This window comes from Methylobacterium sp. AMS5, assembly GCF_001542815.1.
Lineage (GTDB): Bacteria > Pseudomonadota > Alphaproteobacteria > Rhizobiales > Beijerinckiaceae > Methylobacterium.
Window position 1 is genome coordinate 1,165,448 of record NZ_CP006992.1, and the last position, 18,977, is coordinate 1,184,424.

The following is an 18,977-nucleotide window of genomic DNA, read 5'->3' on the forward strand; positions in this document are numbered from 1 at the left end:
AATAAGGGCTCATCCGCACTTTCGGTGCTGGCGAGACTCCGTTCGGCCAAGCGCTACGGGTCGACTTCAGGCAGCAAGGGCGCCGCGCAGCTGCTCCTGACGGCCAGCGACAATCCTGGGCGCCTGCGCTCGGAGGCAGGCTTTGCGGCGTTGTGTGGCGTGAGCCCCGTGCCGGCCTCGTCGGGGAAGACGGTGCGCCATCGCCTCAACCGAGGCGGTGATCGCGCAGCCAACAGCACGCTGCACATCATGGCCATCGGGCGACTGCGGACTGACGCGCGGACCAAGGCGTACATGGCCCGCCGGATTGCAGAGGGCCACTCCAAGCTGGAGGCGATCCGCTGCCTGAAGCGCTACATCGCCCGTGAGGTGTTCACGCTCATCACCCGCCGGCAGAAGGCGATCAATCAGACCCGCATCGCGGCTTGACACACAGAAGGGCGTCCAGGGGGCACAATACACGTCGCTAGCCTTCTGCAGCCGCTGTCAGGAGGCGGGCGTGCGACCCTCAATGGGCCCGGTCGGCGATGCCTACGACAACGCCATGGCTGAAAGCTTCTTCTCAACCCTCGAATGCGAACGGCTCGCCCGCCGTCGCTTCCGCTCACAGGCCGAGGCACGGATGGCCTGCTTCAGCTACATCGAGGGCTTCTACAATCCGCTGCGCCGGCACTCGGCGCTCGGATACCGCTCGCCCGTCATCTACGAGCAGGAAACCCAGCCGGACCCGCTACCCGAGCCCCTGTTCAGCCAAGCCCCCTAACCGTCCACAGAAACGGGGCAATCCCAAACGCGCGACTACGAGACGAGTTGTTGAACGGTGAGATCTTCTACACGCTCAAGGAGGCGCAGATCGTGATCGAGCGTTGGCGGAGACACGACAATGGCGTGCGCCCGCATGCTTCGCTGGACTACCGACCACCGGCCCCGGAGGTGTTCGTACCGGCCTCATCCGCTTGGCCGGCTGCCCTCACCCGACCGGCTCCGCCGGCCAAGCTACCCGTGGTGCAGAGGCCGACCCGGCACTAACTTTGAACTGGGACCGCCGTATGGGGGCCGATCACTTCGCGGCAAGACCTTTGATACGGCGTCCGCTTGATCGAAGCAGTCGCTGGCTCGGCAAGCCCGCGCGGCGCTTGAGCGAAGCCGAACTCCGCCATTCCGAAGGAATCACACGGAGGTCGTATGAGCGGAGCTTTCGAGCGCTGTAGCGCTGCTCTGACCGCGTGCGTGGTCGTGGCGCAGCCGTAAAGAACCTGTCCCATAATGCCTCCCGGTGTGCGGCGGCCTCAGCTAAACCCATGCCACCACACCGTAGGACTGCACACCTACTCCGTCAGGATGCCACAGAGCTGCTCTTCGCGGAACCGGCTCCTCTTCATCGTCCGAAGGCAAGGTCGGCCGGATTCCGGCGCCGCTTCCGCCTGCCGCGCGACACCTGTCGCACCCCGTCTTGCGACGGGCGTCGCATTGTCGGCTCTCGAAACGACTGCCGCGCGCCGACCATGCCGGGCGGGAAATAAAAAATCCGAATGATTGCAACGGATAACGAGCGGTTGAGCCGAATTCGCCGGTGCCGACGAAATTTGGCACGCCGGTTGCGGATGCCGATCCGGAGAAGGACCTGTCTATATCTCCACGAATTCAAGCATTGATCGAATTGTAAAAAAACAGGACAATATAAGCAGAAATACCATGTAGTATCTCCACAAAAAACGGGAGGCGAACGGCGACGCTCAACCATCGGTATCGCCGTAATCGAATTAAAATAGAAAATACAAAGGGGGGATCAAATTGAAAATACAAAAAAGCCAGACATTGTCGCTCGGACCGGAGACGATCGATCCGAAGATTTATTGTCATTTCATCGATGGCCGGTTCGAGGACCCGACCGAGAGCACGGTGGACGTCTACAATCCGGCCGATGGCAGCCTCATCGCATCGACCCCCGAGGCGACGGCCGAGGATGTGGACCGGGCCGTGCGCGCCGCACGCCGCGCCCAACCGGCCTGGGAGGCCCTGCCGCCGATCGAGCGGGCAAAGCACCTCCGTGCGATCTCGGCCAAGGTGCGCGAACGCCGCGTGGAACTGGCCGATCTGCTCGTCCGCGAGCAGGGCAAGATCCGCAGCCTGGCTCAAGTGGAGGTCGATTTCACCGCCGATTACATCGATTACATGGCCGAATGGGCGCGCCGCCTCGAGGGCGAAGTGCTCTCCAGCGACCGGCCGAAGGAGACGATCTTCCTGCTGCGCAAGCCGCTCGGGGTGGTCGGCGGCATTCTGCCCTGGAACTTCCCGTTCTTCCTCATCGCCCGCAAGCTCGCGCCCGCCCTGGTGACCGGAAACACCATCGTCATCAAGCCGAGCGAAGAGACGCCGATCAATGCGTTCGTGTTCGCCGAACTCGTTGCGCAGACCGATCTCCCACCGGGCGTGTTCAACCTCATCGGCGGCCGCGGCGCCACGGTCGGTCAGGCGCTCACCGCCCATCCCGAGGTCGATCTCATCACCTTCACGGGTAGTGTCGGCACCGGCATCCAAATCATGAAGGCGGCTGCCGAGAACCTGACGCGGGTCAATCTCGAACTCGGCGGCAAGGCCCCGGCCATCGTCCTGGCCGATGCCGATCTCGACCTCGCCGCCAGGGCCATCCACGCCAGCCGCGTGATCAACACCGGACAGGTCTGCAACTGCGCCGAGCGGGTCTATGTCGAGCGCAGCGTCCACGACGCGTTCGTCTCGCGGCTCAAGGCTCTCTTCGAGGCAACCCGCTACGGCAACCCGAGCGAGGACGAGACCCTCGCCATGGGCCCCCTCGTCAACAAGGCCGGGCTCGACAAGGTCGCGGCGATGGTCGAGCGGGCCAAGGCCGACGGGGTCACCGTCGTCACGGGCGGCGCGGTCGCCGATCTGGGAGCGGGCTTCCATTACGTGCCGACCATTCTGACCGGCGCGACGGCCGACATGGAGATCATGCGCAAGGAAATCTTCGGCCCGGTCCTACCGATCCAGGCTGTCGACAGCCTCGATGAAGCGATCCGCCTCGCCAACGACAGTGAATATGGCCTGACCTCGTCGATCTACACATCGAGCATCAATGCGGCGATGCAGGCCAGCCGCGAGCTTCGGTTCGGCGAGACCTACGTCAACCGCGAGAACTTCGAGGCCATGCAGGGCTTCCATGCCGGGCGGCGCAAATCGGGCATCGGTGGGGCGGACGGCAAGCACGGCCTCTACGAGTTCACAGAGACGCACGTCGTCTACATCCAATCCTGAATAAGATTGCCTCACAAAACTCCCGGCCTCTGACCGTTCTCGCTTCGGCAATGACAGGGGAGCGGGAGTTTTGTGAGAGGCACTAAATCAAGCAGCTTTCGCCTTGCCGGCATAGACCTATTAAATTCCGTGGGCTTCGCGCAAAAAATCAAAAACAACGATTACAATACCATTAGCTTTAGGGGGAGATCATGAAAATCGGCGTCAAATACGTTCTCGCAGCGGCATTGGGGCTCTATGGCGCAGCATCCCAGCCCGACGCGGCTGCGGCAGCCGACATCACCTTCGCGGTCATTGATGGACACGAGTATGACCTGCCCATCAATTACAAGGACTTCTCTCTTTTCGTCCAGTACGGGCAGTTCAACGCCACGTCGCAGTTCTTCGATGCGCAGGGCAATCTGACCAGCGCATCGCGTCAGAACCTCGCGGCGGGCCTGAGCAAGTTCGTCTATTTCACGACGATCGACGCGCTACCCGATGTCGGTATCGCGCTTGAGGCGATCCTCCCCGAAATCTATCTCGGGACCCGCGACGCCAAGGAGCGTTTCGGCTTCGGCGACACGCTCTGGGGCGTGGCGACCTGGATCAAGCCGACTCCGAACAGCACATTGGGTATTCAGACGTTTCTTCAGGCGCCGATCGGCGGCGACTACTTCAGCAATCACTACTTCGCGAATTACACCAGCATCTTGTTCGACGTTCAGGGCAAGGATTTCAGCTTCACGGGCGATGTCGGCGGCGTCTTCCGCAGCGAGCAGAACACACCCGGTGCTGCGGCAGTCAGCCCAGGCACCACGTTCCACACCAACCTTCGGCTCGGATACAAGCTCAACATGCCCACTCTGCCGGTGGAACCGTTCCTCGCCCTCGACTACCAGTACAATACGGCCAGCCGCCTCGCTTTGAGCAAGGTGGTGATTCCGAACAGCCAGAACCAGGATCTCGCTCTCGGCGCGGGTCTCATGTTCTTTTTCAACCCGAAACAGAACCTCACGGTGCGCTATTCCCGCAGCGTCTATGCGGAAAATGCCCGCCCTACCAATGCTTTCTACCTCAGGTATCTCTATATCCCATGATGTAAGCCGCCCGAGATACTGAAAAATTAATCAAATCCTACGGTCTCATAAAGATTTATTGATTTTACTGTTGTTATTGTCTTGATCAAACGATGAATTTCGCCGATCTAGCGCGTCTGGATTTCATCTCGATTGATGGAGGGCCTGCTCGGCGCGAGACGACCGGGCTCGCCATCGCGTCTTTGGCTGCTCGACGCATGCGCCCTGCGCGCCCGCAACGGCAAATCGAAGGCGATGAATGACCGGTCGAGATCCCGTCCCATCCTTACACGAGGTTCGCCGAGCGATGATGAACGCAGAACAGGAGTATCGTCGATGACAGCAGCGCCGCCTGAGGAAACCCAGTGCCGCTGCGGCGCATCCATGCTGGAGCGGCGGACGGTCGTGATCGGCGCCGCTGCTATGCTCCTAGCGGGCGCCGGTCCGTCCTTGGCCAACGACAAGGCCGTGCGTCCCCAGATCGGCGACGTTCTCGTCCATCTCGCGGGCGACAGCCAGGGCAGGACACTGACTGCAGCGGATCTCAAGATCGGCGACGAGCCGACGCTGGCCTACCCCGCCGATCCCAAGACGGGGCTTGTCAGGGATGGTTCGCGGGTCAACCAGATCCTCGTCGCGCGGGTCGATCCCGGCACGCTTTCTCCTGAGATGCGAACGACGGCGGAAAGTGGAATCGTGGCCTATTCTGCTCTGTGCACTCACAACGGATGCCCGATTACTTCTCTGCAGGACGACAAGCGATCGGTCATATGCAACTGCCACGGGTCTGTATTCGACCTTTCGGACAGCGGCAAGGTTCTTGAAGGCCCTGCATCGCGGCGGATCGCGCGGTTGCCGCTCCAAATCTCGGGCGACGCCATCACCGTAGCGGGCGCGTTCACCGGGGCACTCGGCCCACAACGGCAATAATCAAGATTTCGGTCGAGCGAACGGCCAATTCGACGAGGGAGGAAGACATGATGGTCAAGAACAAGATCGCCCTGCTCCTGGGCGCCACCCTTGCGGCGGCGCCGTGCGCCGCAGGCGAGCTGAAGAGCTATTCGCCGATCACGCAGAAGCGCCTGTCGAACCCCGAGCCGGAGAACTGGCTCATGGCCAAGGGCAATTACGCCGGCTGGAGCTACAGCGCCCTGGATCAGATCAAGACGAGCAACGTCAAGAAGCTGCGCCCGGTCTGGAGTTCGGCAACCGGCGTTACGTCGGGCCACGAAGCGCCCGCCATCGTGAATGACGGCATCATGTTCGTGACGACCCCCTACAATCAGGTTCTCGCCATCGATGCGAAGAACGGGGATCCGATCTGGCGCTACAAGAGAGAGTTTCCCGAAGGATTCAGCGCCTTCCACTACACCAACCGCGGCGTCTCTCTTTGGGGCGACAAAGTCTACGTCGCTGGCCTCGACTGCAAGCTGACCGCGCTGGATGCCAGAACCGGCAAGCTGGTCTGGGAAGTCACGGTCTGTGACTGGACCGAAGGCGCCTACATCACCTCGGCCCCGGTCTCGGTGAACGGCAAGATCATCGTCGGCCCCTCGGGCGGCGAGTTCGGTATTCGCGGCTTCCTCGCGGCTTTCGACGCCGAGACGGGCAAGGAGGTGTGGAAGACCTTTGCCGTGCCGGCCCCCGGCGAGAAGGGTTCGGAGACCTGGCCCAAGGACGGCCCGTGGAAGGACGCTTGGAAGACCGGCGGCGGCACCATGTGGATGCCGGGCAATTACGACGCCAAGAACGGCGTTCTCTACTGGGGAGTAGGCAACGGCTCGCCCTGGCTCGGCGACCAGCGTCCGGGTGACAACCTCTACCTCGCCTCCGTCCTCGCGATGGATCCCGATACCGGAACAATCAAGAACCACTTCCAGTATCACTGGAACGACAGCTGGGACTGGGCGGGCATGAACGCCCCGACCCTGATCGAACTCGACAAGGACGGGAAAAAGGTCCCGACGCTGATCAGCGCGCAGCGCAACGGGTATCTCTATCGCCTCGAGAACACGCCCGATGGCAAGATCAGCTTCCGCGATGCGCGACCCTATGTTCACAACAACGTCTTCGCCAGCGTCGATCCGAAGACCGGCCGCCCGACATACAACGCAGGCACCGTTCCCGGCACCGGGGTACCCGGAATGTATTGCCCGAGCCTTTGGGGTGGCAAGGATTGGCCCTACGAGTCCTACAACCCGAAGACCAAAAACCTCTACGTCCCGTTCAACGACAACCACTGCATGAGCTTCACCGGCAAGGTCCAGAAGCGCATCCCGGGCCAGTGGTCGGCCGGCGTCGATATCAAGGACATCAAACTCCACATCAACAAAGATGCAAAGTATATCGGTGGAATCCAGGCCATCAATGTGGAGACACGTGAGGAGGCCTGGAGAGACACCTATGCGGAATCCTGGAATTGGGGCTCGATCCTGTCGACGGCTGGCGATCTGATTTTCGCGGGTGGGACGAGCGATCGGATGTTCCGTGCCTATGACGCGAAGTCGGGCAAGATTCTCTGGCAGTTCAAGACCAGCTCCGGAATCATCGCTCCCCCGACCAGCTATTCGATCAACGGCAAGCAATACATCGCCGTCGTCTCCGGTTGGGGTGTCGATTCGGCGCTGGTTCAGGGCATCATGCACACGGAACGCGGCTGGGAGAAGGATATACCGCAGGGCGGTACCGTGTGGGTATTCGCCCTGGAAGACTGATGGGCGATAGGCCGCCCCGATCTTCCAGGAACGACCAGCCCCGCCTCGACCTGGCTGTTCGAAGTCCGTAGGTCCATGCGTCGGCGCGTCGTCTCACCAGTTTGGGGGGGGCGATGCGCTAGGGTGTGAACCGAACCAAGGCGTTGCAAGAGCTATGGTTTTGTGACTCAGAAGCGCCGTTTGCAGCACGAAGGCGGCGATGGCGGACCTGTTCTGGCTCTCGGACGAGCAGTGGGCGGTGATGGAACCATTCATGCCCAAGAACCAGCCCGGGCCGGAACGGAACGACGATCGGCAGGTCATCTCGCTACGCGCTCCTTCGGTTCCGGCATCCTGCACGTTCTCACCTCGGGCTGCCGCTGGCGCGACGGCCCGGCAGCGGATGGTCCGCGCACCACCGTCTACAACCGCTTGTCCCGCCGCGGCTTCTGGCGGGCGATGCTGACCGCGCCGGCCAAGGGCGGATGGGCGGGCGAGGCGGCCGCCATCGACAGCACCTCCGTCAAGGCGCACCGCTCGGCGCATGGCGGCAAAGGGGGGCTCGTGCGCAAGGCATCGGCCCGTTGCGTGGCGGCCAGACGACCAAGATCCACGCCCTCATCGATGTCCTCGGCCGCCCCGACGTCCTCCTGCTGACGCCCGGCAACGCCAGCGACGTCACCACCGCCCCCAGCCGTGCTCGCCCAGGCGCCCGGTCGGGTCCGTCGCCTGGCTGCCGACAAGCGCCGCTACCGCGAACGCTGGCGCATCGAGGCGACCTTCGATCGCCTCAAGGACTTCCGTCGCATCGCCACCCGCTACGACACGCTGGCCCGCAACTACGCCTCGGCTGTTGCGCTCGCCGCCGTCATCGCCTTCCGGTGCTGATCGAGTCCTGACCCTAGTCCCTTTTCCATGGAGACGCCGTTAAAAATCTTGGATGCCATCCCGTCACGACAAGTGCGAATCAATCGTCATCCAAGCTGTCTCGGTTCGTGGTTCAAGCCATTCCTTCGTCGGCATTCCCAGCGAGCGCGCTTTAATTAAAATTTTCATCGGTTTCACAATCTCTTCCAGTACGCGTCCCGGAGGTTTATTGATCGCAAGTGATTGCAGGGAGCAGTATCGGTGGCCTATGCTCAAACCCATGTCGATAGGGTTCTGAAGATCATCGGCCAGGGCGTTCCGACGCCGACGGCCGAGCGTGGAGAACTGCTCATTCAGAAGTCGTGGCTGCGCTGCGCCAACCATTACGGCCTCGACCCAGCCCTGAGACCCCGCATCCGCATCGAAACGGCGCAACGCCTGCGTCACAGTCGGGACTCGATCGGAGATTTCCTCGACGTCGCGAAATCCGGCATGCGCCAGCTCTACCGGCACGTCGCCGATCTCGGCTACATCATGCTGATCGCCGACGCGCAGGGCGTGACCATCGACTATATCGGCAACGGCGACCTCGATGCGTCCCTGCGAGGGGCTGGCCTCACCGTCGGCGCGAACTGGGGAGAAGCGCTGTCGGGGACGAACGGCATCGGCACCTGCCTTGCCGAGGCCCAGACCGTGACCTGTCACCGCGACGATCACTTCTACCTCGGCAACATCAGCCTGAGCTGCACGGCGACACCGCTGCGCGGTCCGGACGGCGAGATTCTCGGAGCGCTCGACGTCTCCGCGGTGTCCTCACCCGAGCAGCGCGAGAGCCAGTATCTTGTCCGGCGCCTCACCCGCCTTCACGGTCAGATGATCGAGAACGCCTACTTCGTGCGGCGTCACCCGGATGCCTTCATCGTCCGGCTCGGCGACTCGACGCCGCTCTCCGACGTGCAGCCCGCCCCCCTGCTCGCCTGCGATGCGGATGGCGTCGTCATCGGGGCGGACCATGCGGCCCGGCGCCGGCTGAACGCCGTGGAGGATGCCGGCCTGCTCGGCCTGCCGCTCACCGAAGTGCTCGATTTCGGTGCCCACGACCTCAATGCCATCCTCAAACCGACGATGCAGCAGGTCAGGCCGGTCCTGCGCGATTGGGACGGGCGCGCCTACCATGTGTCGGTTCTCATGCCGCGCGTGGCGGCACCCCTGAAATCCATCGCCGTGCTCCGGCCGGCCAAGCCGAGTCCGCTCGCCGCACTGGGGGCCAACGACGCGACGCTCTCAGACTTGGTGCGGCGCGCCGTACGCCTCGTCGACCGGTCGATCCATATCCTCATCCAGGGCGAAACGGGGGCGGGCAAGGAGGTGTTCGCCCGGGCGCTCCACGAGGCCAGCCAGCGCGCCGCGCGTCCGTTCGTGGCCATCAACTGCGCATCGCTGCCCGAGTCGCTGATCGAGAGCGAGCTGTTCGGCTACGCGCCCGGTACCTTCACGGGGGCGCGGTCCCAGGGGCGCAAGGGACTGATCCAGAAGGCGGATGGCGGGACCCTGTTCCTCGACGAGATCGGCGACATGCCTCTGCTCCTGCAGAGCCGACTCCTGCGGGTCATCGCGGAGAACGAGGTGCTCCCCCTCGGCGCCGACGATCCGATCCGGGTCTCCCTCAACGTCATCGCGGCCTCGCACCGCGATCTGCGGACGATGATGCGCGCGGGCGAGTTCCGCGAGGATCTCTATTACCGCCTCTGCGGTGCCGCCTTCGCCCTACCCGCGCTCCGCGACCGCCAGGACATCGAAGCCCTGACCCGGACCATTCTGGCGGGGCTCCTGGGCTGCGAGCCGGACGCCGTGTCGATCGACGCGCCGCTCCGCGATCTGTTCAAGGCCTATGCCTGGCCCGGCAATATCCGCGAACTGGTCGCCGTCCTTCGCTACGCATCGGCGGTCCTGGACGGCCGCACCATGACGTTGCGCGACCTTCCCACGGAGATCGGCCCGCTCAGTACCGGATGCCGGCGGCAGGATCTTGCACGGCCCAGGGGCCCATCGGACGCCCGTGACGAGGACGAGGCCCGGGACCTGAGGGTGGTCCTGGAACGACATCGCTGGAGCGTGCCGGACACGGCGAAAGACCTCGGCTGCAGCCGGGCAACACTCTACCGCCGGATCAAGCGGCTCGGGATACAGACACCGCGAGGCGCCATTTGATCTGATCCCTGCATCCCGACCGCCGGCTCGGCCAGTCGGAGTGCCCGCTCTTGCCGAATCCGTTCGTCCGATCCGGCTGCACGCTCACGCGCCGCGCGAAAACCTCGCGCCGCGCGATGGCGCCGATTGCCATACGGGACGATTGTTCGGCTTCTCGTCGCTCGGCACGGTCAGCCCGGAGGAGGCGCCCTGGATCAGCAGCGGCCCGCAGGTCTACCATTTCTATTGTCACAAGAACCGTGGGCTGAACCGGGAGATGATGGCCCGTGCCAAGATGGACAGCATCGAGGTCATGCTGCTGACCGTCGACAGCATCACCAGCGGCAACGTGGAGCGCGACAAGCGCATTTCTGCCAGAAGGGAGTGATGTCACTCGAGGATGCGAAGCGCGCCGTGGAAATCGGCTGCACGGGCATCGTCCGTAAGCGCTCGGTGACGGCTGCCTTGTGCGGATAGGGCTCGGGTCTGGATACAGGTGATGGCGCGGGATGGCGCTGTATCGGCCCTGTGTTTGGACCTATGACGAGCACGCCTCACATCGTCGTCGCGGGAACGCGACGGACCTGGTCGCCCGAGCAGAAGCGCGCGATCCTCGCCGAGGCGGACGATCCGGCGACGACGGCTTCCAAGGTGGCACGTCGGCACGGGCTTCATGCGAGCCTGCTGTTCCGCTGGCGCCGTGCCCTGCGGGCCGGAGCGCCTGCACCGATGGCGGGCTCCCGCCCGCGCTTCATCCCGCTTGGGCTGCCGGCTCCCCCCTCCAGCGTCCGGGACGAGCCGCTCCATCCCGGCGGCATCGAGATCGAGCTGGCCGGCGATCATCGGGGGCGCGCCGAGGCGGGCGCTGAGGTCGCCCTCCTGCAGGGCGTGATCGCGGCGCTCCTGGGACGATGATCCCGGTCCCCTCCGGTTCCCGGGTCTGGCTGGCGACCGGCCGCACCGACATGCGCAAGGGCTTCGACGGCCTGGCCAGCCTCGTGCAGGATCACCTCGCGCGGGATCCGTTCTCGGGACAGGCCTTCGTCTTCCGCGGGCGGCAGGGGCACTTGATCAAGGGGCTTTGGCGGGACGGCCAGGGCCTGTGGGCCCCACATCCTTGGAACCTCTGCAGAGGAGGTTGATTCCATCACCGGACCGGTCGTGAGCGCGCAGGCGCTGCTCGCCTGGAGGGCCCTCCGGAATGGCCGACACGATCCCCTCGCGAGCCCCGTCCTGGTCCGACCTGCCTTCGGACCGGAGAGCGAGACTGATCGTGCTGATCGGCCGGCTGGCGGCGCGGTGCCTGGACATCCTCGTCGAGGAGACCACGCATGATCCGGGTCGCCCGCTCCCCTCCTTCTTGCATCGAGCCCGCTACAGGGCGCAGGGATCATGCGCGTCCGGCCGCGTTAGGCGATTTTGGCCTCGCGTGGGCGACCGTGGCGCAGGCCGAAGCGGGGAGCGTCCTGGGAATTGGCACAGGCGCGCGATTGCCAGGAGACGGTTCCCCCCGTCGCCTGCAGTTCCAGATGCGTGAGGCAGGCGCACCGCAGCAGGGAGGTGAAGTTGCGCGCTTCACCGTGGCGATCGAGCACCTCGTCGTACAGGACCGTGAGGAAGCGCGGGAGCGAGACGTCCTGGGACGCCGCGAGGTCCTCCAGCACGCGCCAGAACATCGTCTCCAGCCGGATCGAGGTCGAATGCCCGCCCAGGCGGACCGAGCGCGTTTCTCCGTCGTACTGGGTCGAGGGCAGATTTGAGAACAGTCCACACATCGCGTTCGTCCCGGATCCGATGAGGCAGAGTAGGAGAGGTCCGGGCGCCGGATCAATTGCGGTTCCGGCGACGGGCGCCGGGAAGCGGGAGAATCACGGCCTGTATGTCATGCGGAATCCAGATTAGTGCCTCGATATACGGGTTTAGCTTCTCTCGGACCCCGCGCCGCGATGAGGCGGAAGGACCGGCGAAGGCCGACCTGCTCCGCGACTTCGCAGCGATGTGGATAAATCCCGGCGCAGGGCGGGTTAGTCGGTCGAAGGAAAGTCCCGACCGTGAGACTGGAGACGCGAAATCTGTCTCACGTCTCACAGGGGCGGTTTGAAGGTCCTCGCTCAATCGGAAGGCCCGCCTGCGCCGGGGCGGCGAGGCAGGCTCCGCGGGGCGGGGATCGATGCGCCCGGTCAGGCCGCCGAGACGCCCGCCGCCAGGAGATCCGTGGCCAGTATGGCGTCGGCGATAGCGTCGTCGGTGAAGTGCGGCGATAGGTTCTGCAGGGTGTCGTTCGGGCTGTTGGCGAGTTCGCCCACCTTAACGAGATCGCGGCGCGAGACGCCCTCGATATGCAGTTCCCGCAGCGACACCGGCATCCGGATCGCGCGGAAGAGGCGCACGAAGCGCTCGAACTCCGCGATCGGCTGCTGGTCGAGCACGAGCTGGACGAGAATGCCGTAGGCGACCTTCTCGCCGTGGGTGAGGTGATGGATGTCGCCCTCGAGCGCCGTGAAGCCGTTGTGGATCGCGTGGGCGGCCGCCAGCCCGCCGTTCTCGAAGCCGAGGCCGGACAGGAGCGTGGCCGCCTCCACCACGGCCTCTACCGCCGGAGTTACGAGGCCCTTCTCGACAGCCCGGTAGGCGCTCAAGCCGTGGGCGAAGAGCGTGTCCTCGCAGACCTGCGCGATGGCGCCGCCGGCGATGGTCTGTGCGCCCCCCGCCATCGTGCGCGCGCGGCTGCGCCACGTGGCCTTGGCCTCGACGTTCGTGGCCAGTCCGTCGGCGATGCCCGACGCGAACAGCCGCACCGGCGCCCTGGCGCAGACGGCCGTGTCCACGAGGACGAGATCCGGGTTCTTGGAATAGAACCGGTAGGTCTCGAACACGCCGTCCGGCGAATAGATCACCGACAGCGCGCTGCAGGGTGCGTCCGTCGAGGCGATGGTGGGGACGATGGCCACGGGCAGGCCGAGGTCGTCGGCGGTGGCCTTGGCGGTATCCATCGCCTTGCCGCCGCCCATGCCGACGATCACCTCGGCGCCCGCCTCGCGCGCCAGGCCCGCCATGCGGCGGATCTCGGCGTTCGAAGCCTCGCCCCCGAACGCCTCGCGGCGGAAGGTGAGCTTGTCCTGCATCGCCGCCTCGGCGTCGCGCCCGACGATGCCCCAGGCGGTGTCGTCGGCCAGGATGAAGGCGTTCCGGCCGAGGGCCGACAGATGCTCGCCGAGATGGGCGATCATGCCGGCGCCCTGGACGTAGCGCGAGGGCGACGCGAAGACCCATTTTGCCATTGTTCTCTCCCTTGCTGGTCTTGCTGGTTCGTCGAGGTCCGGGGACGGTGGCGTTCCGTGGTGCCGGACGACGCTGGTCTTTCACCGCACGCATGCGACGCGGCAGGCGAGGAGCCCGATGGCCCGGTGGCTCAGCAGACCGGCGAGGCTCTCGCCTGCCATCTACGATTTTGGGGATTCAGTCCAGAGAAATATTGCGGGTTACCGATGGTTTTCAGCAAAGTCCTCAATTTTAGACTGTGGTAACATCATACTACCCGAGCCGTTATTGATTCTATATTCTCCAGACGGCTGCGCTTGCGCTGGACGAGACGCTCGCGCGCACCGTGCTCGCGCCGGACGACAGCGTTCTGGTCCAGCCGAGCCGCGCTTCGCCCCGGCAGCCCTGCCGCGACAGTCGCGAGCCCGTCCCGCTCCCGAATGCGTGGACACAATACGACATATGGGGGCGGTCTCGTTTTCCGGGGTCTCGGCTTACCTTGCAAAATACCGGGATTCAGCCCCGGAGCGCAGCAAGCCACGATGCAGTATCATGCTACTACCGCGTCGTTCTAGAGAAGTTCTAGTGTGTCATGGTGGTTGGCGGTGGCAGGTTCGGGTCGCCGCGGTGAGGAAAGCCCATGAACGACGTTCCCAAGCTCATCCATTCGATGATCCGTGTCCGCGACGAGGCGGCATCCGTGGCTTTCTATAAAACGGCTTTCTCCCTCGACATTGCCGATCGGCTGGACTTCGAGAGCTTCACGCTGATCTACATGTCGAACGCTCAATCCGGCTTCGAGCTGGAACTGACGGTCAACAAGGGCCAGGACGGGGCCTACGATCTCGGGAGCGGCTACGGGCATCTCGCCGTCTCGGTCGCCGATCTCGAGGCGGCGCACCGGCGCATGGGCGAGGCCGGCCTCGGTCCGAAGGACATCAAGTCCCTGCGCCATCCGAGCGGCGGAACCGCACGGTTCTTCTTCATCGAGGATCCGGACGGCTACAAGATCGAGGTCCTCGAACGCGGATGGCGCTTCGCCTAGAGCATCATCCCGAAGGGTCGCTGCCGACTTTCGGGAAAAAGATGATGCAGAAACAGTAAGCGAGCGCCTCGTCCGCGCGCGTCCTCTTTCGAAGGACGGCGCCGGCCCGCCACGCGACTGCACGACACGGAACGAACGAGGGAGGAAGCGAATGAGGATGCAGGACAAGGAGCCCGCGCGCCTATCCCGCCGCGTGTTCCTGGGGGCGGCCGGTTCCACGCTGCTGGCCGTGGCGATCATGCCGGATGGGCTCGTGACCGGGAGGGCCTGGGCGCAGATGCCGAAGGCGACGAAGCCCGAGACGTTGGCGTCCCTCGTCCAGATGTCACGCGACTGCTACCCTCACGCTCGCGTCGCCGACCGGTTCTATGCCGCCGCGGTCCGGATCCTCGACGAGGCGGCGCGCGCCGCCCCGGTGGAACTCGACCTCCTCGAGGACGGGATGGCCGCCCTCGACAGGGAGGCCGCTGCCCGCCATCGCGTGCCCTACGCCAAGATCGAGCGAGAGGCGGACCGGGACGCCCTGCTCAAGGCGATCGAGCCGACTCCCTTCTTCCAGAAGGTGCGCTCCAACCTCATCGTCGGCCTCTACAACCAGAAGGAGCTGTGGCCGATCTTCGGCTACGAGGGTGCCTCGTTCGACAAGGGCGGCTACCTGCATCGCGGCTTCGACGACATTAACTGGCTCTGACCCGAACCCGGCGCCCCCGCGCCGACGCGCACGTGTTCGCCGCCCGGACCGACGATCCCGCATGAAGACGGGGTCGGGCCGGCGCGGAGCAGGAGGAAACCATGTCAGCCCCTTACGATCTCAACGACGGCTCGGTGTTCGTCATCGTCGGCTCGGGTGCCGGCGGCGGAACCCTCGGCACGCAGCTCGCCCTCAAGGGCATCGACACCGTTATCCTGGAAGCCGGCGACCGGCACGAGACCTTCGATTTTCTCAACGACGAGTGGGATTCGTTCTCCCAGCTCGCCTGGAAGGACAAGCGCTTTGCCACGGGTTCCTGGCAGGTCGCCGAGGATTTCCCGAATCTGCCGGCCTGGATCGTGAAGGCGGTCGGTGGCTCGACGGTGCACTGGGCGGGCGCCTCTCTGCGCTTCCAGGCCCATGAGTTCAAGACGCGCACGCATTACGGCGACGTGGCGGGCGCCACCCTGCTCGATTGGCCGATCGATCTGTCCGAGATGGAGCCCTGGTACGCCATGGCCGAGGACAGGATGGGCGTGACGCGCACCAACGGCATCCCCGGCCTGCCGGGCAACAACAACTTCAAGGTCATGGAGGCCGGTGCGCGCAAGATCGGCTACAAGGAGGTCAGCACCGGCCGGATGGCGATCAATTCCGAGCCGCGCGACGAGCGCGCCTCCTGCATGCAGATCGGGTTCTGCTTCCAGGGCTGCAAGTCCGGCGCGAAATGGTCAACCCTCATCGCCGAGATCCCGAAGGGCGAGGCGACCGGCCGGCTCGAAGTTCGGTCGGGCTGCCAGGTTCTGAGGATCGAGCACGACGCCGCCGGCAAGGTCTCGGGCGTCGTCTACGCCGACAAGCAGGGCGTCGAACACCGCCAGAAGGCGCGCGCGGTCGCAGTGGCCGGCAACTCCCTCGAGAGCCCGCGCCTGCTGCTGAACTCGCACTCGGCCCGGTTCCCGGACGGGCTGGCCAATTCCTCCGGCCAGGTCGGGCGCAACTACATGCGCCACACCACAGGCTCGGTCTACGGCATCTTCGACAAGCCGGTGAACATGCATCGCGGCACCACCATGGCCGGGATCGTGCGCGACGAGGCCCGGCACGACCCGAGCCGGGGCTTTGTCGGCGGCTACGAGTTCGAGACGATCTCCCTCGGCCTGCCCTTCATGGCGGCCTTCCTCGACCCGTCGAAATGGGGCCGCGACTTCGCGAGTGCCCTCGACAACTACCGCAACACGGCCGGCCTCTGGATCGTCGGCGAAGACATGCCCCGGGCGGAGAACCGGATCACCCTCGCCGAGGACAAGGACGCCTTCGGCATGCCGGTCGCCTCGGTCCGTTACGACGATCACCCGAACGACAAGGCCATGCGCAACCACGCCTACCGGCAGGGCAGCGCAATCTACGACGCGGTGGGCGCGGTCCGGACCATCCAAACCCCGCCCTATCCTTCGACTCATAATCTCGGCACCAACCGGATGAGCGAGAAGGCGCGCGACGGCGTCGTCAACCGCTTCGGCCAAGCCCACGATGTGGCGAACCTGTTCGTCTCGGACGGCTCGCAATTCACGACCGGCGCGGCGGAGAACCCCACGCTGACCATCGTCGCCCTCGCCCTGCGCCAGGCCGACCACATCGCCGGACGGATGAGCCGCGGCGAGATCTGACCGGCCCGCCGGACCCGCCATCACCGCTCATCGACACGGACGCCGGGGGACAAGCCTCCCGGCGAACGCGCCGGCCTGCGCCTCTCCTACGCCCGGGGGGAAGCGGGAACGGACGCGGCTGGGACGACACGAAACAACGATCGAATGGGGGGAGGACAGCATGACGTCGCCATTTCTGGGTGAACTTCTCGGGACGATGGTCCTGATCATCATGGGCAACGGCGTCGTGGCCGGCACGCTGCTCCGGGGATCGAAGGCGGAGGGGAGCGGCTGGGTCGCGATCACCGCCGGGTGGGCCTTCGCGGTGCTCGGCGCGATCTTCGTGGCCACCGCCACGGGCAGCGGCGACGCCCACATCAACCCGGCGGTGACGCTGGCCGCCGCGATCAACTCGGGCGACTGGAGCAAGCTCCCGGTCTACGTCCCGGCCCAGATGATCGGTGCGTTCCTCGGTGCCGCGGTGGTCTGGCTGCACTACCTGCCGCATTGGGGCGCGACCGAGGACCAGGGCCTGAAGCTCGCCTGCTTCTGCACCGCGCCGGCGATCCGGAAGCCCGGCGCCAACTGGCTCTCCGAAATCATCGGAACCTTCATGCTCGTCCTCATCGTCGGCGCCCTGCTGTCGAAGGCGGTGGGCAACGCGGGCAGCATTCCGACGGGCCTTGCGCCCTATCTCGTCGGCATGGTGATCTGGGGCATCGGCCTCTCCCTCGGCGGCACCACGGGCTACGGCATCAACCCCGCCCGCGATTTCGGCCCCCGCTGCGCCCACGCGCTCCTGCCGATCGCCGGAAAGGGCGGCTCGGACTGGGGATACGCCTTGATCCCCCTCGCCGCGCCCCTGGTGGGTGCCGCCGCGGCAGCCCTAGCGATCCGGATGATCGGGTTCTGACCCGGGCTGCGTAAGAGTGCCTCGCAAAACTCCCGGTCTCTGACCGTTCTCGCTCTGGCGATGACAGCGCGGCGGGAGTTTTGTGAGAGACACCAAGGACGGAAGGCTCGGGGGCGTCTCATCCGCTTCCCGAGGGCATCACGAACGCGAACGCGGCGCCCTCCGTTCGCGGCGCGAGGGACGCGCCAAGCGCGCAAGCGGGGAGCGGCCGATCTCGGCATGGGAATTTCGAGGGTCGGTCCCAACGACGGGCTTCTGGCGTTCGCGCTTAATGACATCGAACTCGACATGCTCCGCGTGAAGGAACACGCCGGTGATGCGAAGTGGGTCGAGCAGGTGAAGCACGCCACCGAGCGCGCCAAGGACATGCAGGCGATGATGGCCTCGCCGGAGTTCCGGGTGTTCCGGACGACGATGCTTCCCGCAGAGACGCTCGCGACCGTTCAGGGACTTCCCTCGGCTGACCGCGCCCTGGCCCAGGTGCGACAGGCCGGCAGTCCCTTCCTCCGAATGACCATCAGCCGAGCAGGGACTGATAAGTGTAGCGGCCTGCAATGCTGCTTGCCGGGACGCGCAATAGAAGGGCGTTTTGGAAGCACGATGCCTGAGGCGGCCGGGTGCGACGGGCGCGGGTTGCGTGAGACGGGAACCACGCTCGTGATCCGGCAGCGCGGGGCGAGCGCCGGCAACCATCCGTCAGGGAAAGGCGATGCGCGCAGCCACATCGAGCGACAGCGGCGTGTCGGCGGTGATCTCCGACCGGTCCGGGGTGCGAATGCCTCGCCTCATCCGCGCCCCTCGTCCCGAAATGCAGACGGAGATTTCGGCGAACACCTGATCGGATGACAAGATGCCGTTGGTCGCCTACGCAGAAGCGTAGTCATTGGCCTCGATGCCCTGCCATGCCGATCCGGCGCGAGCACCGCTTCTTCTACCCGATCGACTGGCCGCAGCTCTCGGTGGTGATCCGCTTCGGCCGCGCCAAGGGCCGGTGCGAGGGATGCGGGCGGCCGCACGGGGAACGGTGGTCCATCGCGGCGACGGGCGCTGGTGGGATGATGAGGCGGTCTCTTGGCGCGATGGAGCGGGGAAGATCATCGGCCTCGTGGTCGGCGCTGACGATGTGCTCGGGACGGCTCGGACGACCCGGGTGGTGCTCGCCACGGCGCATCGGAACCACGATACGGCCGACAACGCCCCGACCAACCTCGCGGCGTTCTGCCAGCGCTGCGGCATGGTCCACGACCGGCCCGAGCATCAGCGGTGGCTGACGCTGTTTCGGCGGCGGGCGCTGGGCGACCTGTTTCATGGGCCCTACGGGTAGCGGGGCACGC

The 18,977-nt window shown here is 65.2% G+C and carries 15 protein-coding genes and 6 pseudogenes; 18 read left to right on the plus strand and 3 right to left on the minus strand.

Features of this window, described 5'->3' with window-relative positions; translation table 11 throughout:
• Positions 1 to 69 precede the first annotated feature (69 nt).
• From Y590_RS05400 to Y590_RS25495, 8 genes and pseudogenes are all read left to right on the plus strand, one after another.
• Positions 70 to 429, plus strand: a pseudogene (locus Y590_RS05400) (transposase); the annotation flags it as partial.
• A 16-nt stretch (positions 430 to 445) separates the two neighbouring features.
• A pseudogene (locus tag Y590_RS05405) lies at positions 446 to 763 on the plus strand (integrase core domain-containing protein); the annotation flags it as partial.
• A 26-nt stretch (positions 764 to 789) separates the two neighbouring features.
• Positions 790 to 1,029: pseudogene (locus tag Y590_RS26255) on the plus strand (integrase core domain-containing protein); the annotation flags it as partial.
• Positions 1,030 to 1,818: 789 nt separating this feature from the next.
• Positions 1,819 to 3,276, plus strand: a complete 1,458-nt coding sequence (aldA, locus tag Y590_RS05415; RefSeq protein ID WP_286161859.1) for an aldehyde dehydrogenase — start codon at positions 1,819 to 1,821, stop codon at positions 3,274 to 3,276.
• A 191-nt stretch (positions 3,277 to 3,467) separates the two neighbouring features.
• Entirely contained in the window at positions 3,468 to 4,355 is an 888-nt protein-coding gene (locus tag Y590_RS05420; RefSeq protein ID WP_060768963.1) for a transporter, read from the plus strand.
• Between the two features lie 315 nt (positions 4,356 to 4,670).
• Positions 4,671 to 5,264 carry a QcrA and Rieske domain-containing protein gene (locus Y590_RS05425; protein ID WP_158509729.1) on the plus strand — a complete coding sequence of 198 codons (594 nt, stop codon included), beginning with the start codon at positions 4,671 to 4,673 and terminating at the stop codon, positions 5,262 to 5,264.
• 50 nt (positions 5,265 to 5,314) lie between these two features.
• Complete coding sequence (locus tag Y590_RS05430) at positions 5,315 to 7,048, plus strand: PQQ-dependent dehydrogenase, methanol/ethanol family (RefSeq protein ID WP_060772170.1); 1,734 nt, start codon at positions 5,315 to 5,317, stop codon at positions 7,046 to 7,048.
• A 199-nt stretch (positions 7,049 to 7,247) separates the two neighbouring features.
• Positions 7,248 to 7,915, plus strand: a pseudogene (locus tag Y590_RS25495) (IS5 family transposase).
• A gap of 63 nt (positions 7,916 to 7,978) precedes the next feature.
• Here Y590_RS25495 and Y590_RS26965 read toward each other — a convergent pair.
• Positions 7,979 to 8,407 (minus strand): hypothetical protein, encoded by a 429-nt coding sequence (locus Y590_RS26965; protein WP_201026771.1) that lies wholly within the window; start codon positions 8,405 to 8,407, stop codon positions 7,979 to 7,981.
• On the opposite strand from Y590_RS26965, the gene Y590_RS05440 reads away from it, so the two are divergent.
• The 4 genes and pseudogenes from Y590_RS05440 (at position 8,387) to tnpB (ending at position 11,226) form a co-directional block, all read left to right on the plus strand.
• Positions 8,387 to 10,105, plus strand: coding sequence for a sigma-54-dependent Fis family transcriptional regulator (locus tag Y590_RS05440; protein ID WP_201026772.1), 1,719 nt, complete (start codon positions 8,387 to 8,389; stop codon positions 10,103 to 10,105). The two genes, Y590_RS26965 and Y590_RS05440, sit on opposite strands and share 21 nt — an antisense overlap.
• 136 nt (positions 10,106 to 10,241) lie before the next feature.
• Positions 10,242 to 10,451: pseudogene (locus Y590_RS27225) on the plus strand (alpha-hydroxy-acid oxidizing protein); the annotation flags it as partial.
• Between the two features lie 173 nt (positions 10,452 to 10,624).
• The gene (tnpA, locus tag Y590_RS05450; protein WP_060768967.1) at positions 10,625 to 10,999 is read left to right on the plus strand and encodes an IS66-like element accessory protein TnpA; all 375 of its coding nucleotides are present in this window, start codon (positions 10,625 to 10,627) and stop codon (positions 10,997 to 10,999) included.
• Entirely contained in the window at positions 10,996 to 11,226 is a 231-nt protein-coding gene (gene tnpB / locus Y590_RS05455) for an IS66 family insertion sequence element accessory protein TnpB (RefSeq protein WP_083530766.1), read from the plus strand. The genes tnpA and tnpB overlap by 4 nt, the downstream gene beginning before the upstream one ends.
• A gap of 267 nt (positions 11,227 to 11,493) precedes the next feature.
• On the opposite strand, the gene Y590_RS05460 is transcribed toward tnpB, so the two are convergent.
• Positions 11,494 to 11,859 carry a ribbon-helix-helix domain-containing protein gene (locus Y590_RS05460; protein WP_083530767.1) on the minus strand — a complete coding sequence of 122 codons (366 nt, stop codon included), beginning with the start codon at positions 11,857 to 11,859 and terminating at the stop codon, positions 11,494 to 11,496.
• Between the two features lie 405 nt (positions 11,860 to 12,264).
• Positions 12,265 to 13,365 (minus strand): glycerol dehydrogenase, encoded by a 1,101-nt coding sequence (locus Y590_RS05465; protein ID WP_060768968.1) that lies wholly within the window; start codon positions 13,363 to 13,365, stop codon positions 12,265 to 12,267.
• A 620-nt stretch (positions 13,366 to 13,985) separates the two neighbouring features.
• Between Y590_RS05465 and Y590_RS05470 the strand changes: the two genes are divergently transcribed.
• From Y590_RS05470 to Y590_RS05495, 6 genes and pseudogenes are all read left to right on the plus strand, one after another.
• Positions 13,986 to 14,390, plus strand: coding sequence for a VOC family protein (locus tag Y590_RS05470; protein WP_060768969.1), 405 nt, complete (start codon positions 13,986 to 13,988; stop codon positions 14,388 to 14,390).
• Positions 14,391 to 14,547: 157 nt separating this feature from the next.
• The gene (locus tag Y590_RS05475; RefSeq protein ID WP_060768970.1) at positions 14,548 to 15,081 is read left to right on the plus strand and encodes a gluconate 2-dehydrogenase subunit 3 family protein; all 534 of its coding nucleotides are present in this window, start codon (positions 14,548 to 14,550) and stop codon (positions 15,079 to 15,081) included.
• A 101-nt stretch (positions 15,082 to 15,182) separates the two neighbouring features.
• Positions 15,183 to 16,751 (plus strand): GMC family oxidoreductase, encoded by a 1,569-nt coding sequence (locus Y590_RS05480; RefSeq protein WP_060768971.1) that lies wholly within the window; start codon positions 15,183 to 15,185, stop codon positions 16,749 to 16,751.
• Positions 16,752 to 16,911: 160 nt separating this feature from the next.
• On the plus strand, positions 16,912 to 17,643 hold the full coding sequence (locus Y590_RS05485; RefSeq protein WP_060768972.1) for an MIP/aquaporin family protein: 732 nt from the start codon (positions 16,912 to 16,914) through the stop codon (positions 17,641 to 17,643).
• A gap of 219 nt (positions 17,644 to 17,862) precedes the next feature.
• Positions 17,863 to 18,489, plus strand: coding sequence for a hypothetical protein (locus Y590_RS05490; protein WP_060768973.1), 627 nt, complete (start codon positions 17,863 to 17,865; stop codon positions 18,487 to 18,489).
• Positions 18,490 to 18,545: 56 nt separating this feature from the next.
• Positions 18,546 to 18,967: pseudogene (locus Y590_RS05495) on the plus strand (hypothetical protein).
• Positions 18,968 to 18,977: the final 10 nt, after the last annotated feature.